The organism is Corallococcus llansteffanensis (assembly GCF_003612055.1).
GTDB classification, from domain to species: Bacteria; Myxococcota; Myxococcia; order Myxococcales; family Myxococcaceae; genus Corallococcus; species Corallococcus llansteffanensis.
On record NZ_RAWB01000839.1, the window covers coordinates 1 to 3,023 of the forward strand.

Sequence of the window (3,023 nt, forward strand, 5' to 3'; positions counted from 1 at the left end):
GGGTGGGGCTCACCTACGACTTGATTGAAAGACACCGGGACACCCAGCCGTGGACGGTGTCGGTGCTGGTGCGACGCGCGTGGACGGACGCGGGCACCCGCACGGACGTGTCCTTCGACGTCACGGTGCCGCTGGCGATGTTCTTCGGAACGCGGATTCCCGCCCCTGCGGACGGTGGCCCGTCTTCGAAGTAGCCCCAGGCCGGGCCGCATACTATGGAAGTCCCCACTATGAACTTCGAGCTGACCGACATCCAGCGCGAGATCCAGCGGCTGTGCCGCGAGTTCGCCGCCAAGGAGCTCATCCCCAACGCCCGCAAGTGGGACGAACAGCACGCGTGGCCCACGGACGCGGTGAAGAAGCTCGCGGAGCTGTCGCTCTTGGGCATCGCCGTGCCGGAGGAGTTCGGCGGCGCGGGCCTGGACAACGTCTGTTACGCCATCGCCATGGAGGAGATCAGCCGCGGCTGTGCCTCCACCGGCGTCATCATGAGCGTGAACAACTCGCTCTACTGCGACCCGGTGTCCAAGTTCGGCACCCCCGAGCAGAAGGAGCAGTTCCTCAAGCCCTTCGCCAGCGGGGAGAAGCTGGGCTGCTTCGGCCTCACGGAGCCGGAGGCCGGCAGCGACGCCGCCGCCCAGAAGACCGTCGCCGTGAAGCGCGGTGACGAGTACATCATCAACGGCTCCAAGAACTGGATCACCAACGGCCCCAAGGCGGACGCCATCGTGCTCATCACGATGACCAACCGCGAGGCCGGCAACAAGGGCATCACCGCCTTCCTCGTGCCCACCAACACGCCGGGCTTCACCCGCGCGGAGCCCGACAAGAAGATGGGCATCAGCGCCGCCTGGTCCTGCTCCATGTTCTTCGAGGACATGCGCGTGCCGGAGAAGTACCGCCTGGGCAAGGAGGGCGAGGGCTTCAAGGTCGCCATGTCCACCCTGGACGGTGGCCGCATCGGCATCGCGTCCCAGGCGCTGGGCATCGCGCGCGCGGCCTTCGAGGAGGCGGTGCGCTACTCGGGCGAGCGCAAGACGTTCGGCAAGCCCATCCGCGACCACCAGGCCATCCAGTTCATGATCGCCGACATGGCCATGGAGATCGACGCGGCCCGCCTGCTGGTGTGGCGCGCGGCGCTGATGAAGGACCAGGGCGTGCGCCACAGCCCGGAGAGCGCCATGGCCAAGCTCTACGCCAGCGAGATGGCCAGCCGCGTGGCCAACAAGGCCCTGCAGATCCACGGCGGCATGGGCTACAGCAAGGAGATGGACGCCGAGCGCCACGTGCGCGACGCGCGCATCACCGAAATCTACGAGGGGACGAGCGAGATCCAGCGCATCGTCATCTCCGCCAACCTGCTCAAGGAGTAGTCCCCCCATGAAGCGCGCGCTCCTCCCCGTGTTGCTGCTGCTGGTGGCGCCGTCCGTGGCCACCGCCCAGGGCACGTCCGCCAAGAAGAAGCCTGCGGCCACGAAGCCGGCCCCCGCGACCCCGGACGCGGCCGCGAAGCCGGCCCCGAAGGACGACGGGCTGGACGTCAGCAAGCTGCCCTTCACCCCGGACTCCATCCGGCAGGTGATGACCCACAACGCCCCTCGGATCCAGGAGTGCTACGAGGACCACATGGTGGAGAAGGACAAGAAGGTGGAGGGCAAGCTGATGACCACCTTCACCATCACCGCCGAGGGCGCCGTGCGCAGCGCGAAGGTGGACCGCCACCAGAGCACGCTGAAGGACGCGGGGCTCAACGACTGCGTGGTGTCCGTCCTCATGTCCATGGACTTCCCCAAGCCCCCGGACGGCCGCGATCACCCCATCGAGTACCCGTTCAACCTCAAGGCCGTTGAATGAACTTCGACCTCACCGAGACCCAGTCGCTCATCCGCGACACCGCGCGCAAGTTCGCGCGCGAGCAGGTGGCCCCCCACGCCCGCGCGGCGGACCGCGCGGAGCGCTTCGACCCGGAGGTCTTCAAGGCCCTGGCCCAGGTGGGACTGCTCGGGGTGAACCTGCCGGCCCGCTACGGCGGCGCCGAGGCGGGCGTCGTCTCCTACGCGCTGGCGATGATGGAGATGGCCGCCGCGGACGCCTCCGTGTCCGTGGCCATGGCCGTCACCAACATGTGCGCGGAGCTCATCCACGCGGCCGGCAACGACGCGCAGCGGGAGAAGTTCGTCACGAAGCTCACCTCCGGTGAGGCCATCGTCGGCGCCTTCGCGCTCTCCGAACCGCACGCCGGCTCCGACCCCGGCGCCATGCTCACCACTGCGGTGAAGCGCGGCGACCGGTACGTCATCAACGGCAGCAAGCAGTGGATCACCTCCGGCGCCTACGCGGGCGTGATGGTCGTCTGGGCCCGCACGGGCGCGGCCGGCAACAAGGGCCTGTCCTGCTTCATCGTGGAGGGCGGCACCAAGGGCCTCCACGTGGGCAAGCACGAGGACAAGATGGGCCTGCGCGCGTCCAACACCGTGGGGCTCACCTTCGAGGACTGCGAAGTCCCGGCGGAGAACCTCCTGGGCAAGGAGGGCGACGGCTTCCGCCTCGCGATGATGGCGCTGGACGGTGGCCGCATCGGCATCGCGGCCCAGGCGTGCGGCGTGGGCCGGGCGGCGCTGGAGGCGACCATCTCCTACACCAAGGACCGCAAGGTCTTTGGCCAGGCCGTGGCGGACCTGCAGGCCCCGCGCTTCATGATGGCGGACATGCGCACGCAACTGGACGCGGCGGAGCTGCTCACGCTGCGCGCCGCCGCCCTCAAGGAGCAGGGCCAGCCGTTCACCCGCGAGGCCTCCATGGCGAAGCTGTTCGCCAGCGAGATGAGCAACCGGGTGGCCGACAAGGCCGTCCAGCTCCACGGCGGCTACGGCTACATCGACGAGTTCCCTGTCGAGCGCTTCTTCCGGGACGCCCGCGTGCAGACCATCTACGAGGGCACCAGCGAGGTGCAGCGCCTGGTCATCGCCCGCGAGACCTTCCGCCAGCAGGGGTAGTCCCCGGGCGCTCCGCCTGTCCCACAC

General features: G+C 68.8%; 3 protein-coding genes and 1 pseudogene. All 4 read left to right on the top strand.

Going from position 1 to position 3,023, the window contains the following annotated elements:
• Nucleotides 1-194: pseudogene (locus D7V93_RS40980) on the top strand (hypothetical protein); the annotation flags it as partial.
• A 36-nt stretch (nt 195-230) separates the two neighbouring features.
• Complete coding sequence (locus D7V93_RS40985; protein ID WP_120648420.1) at nt 231-1,373, top strand: acyl-CoA dehydrogenase; 1,143 nt, start codon at nt 231-233, stop codon at nt 1,371-1,373.
• A 7-nt stretch (nt 1,374-1,380) separates the two neighbouring features.
• Nucleotides 1,381-1,854 (top strand): AgmX/PglI C-terminal domain-containing protein, encoded by a 474-nt coding sequence (locus tag D7V93_RS40990; RefSeq protein WP_120648421.1) that lies wholly within the window; start codon nt 1,381-1,383, stop codon nt 1,852-1,854.
• Nucleotides 1,851-2,996 carry an acyl-CoA dehydrogenase family protein gene (locus D7V93_RS40995; protein ID WP_120648422.1) on the top strand — a complete coding sequence of 382 codons (1,146 nt, stop codon included), beginning with the start codon at nt 1,851-1,853 and terminating at the stop codon, nt 2,994-2,996. Before D7V93_RS40990 ends, D7V93_RS40995 begins: the two co-directional genes overlap by 4 nt.
• Nucleotides 2,997-3,023 lie beyond the last annotated feature (27 nt).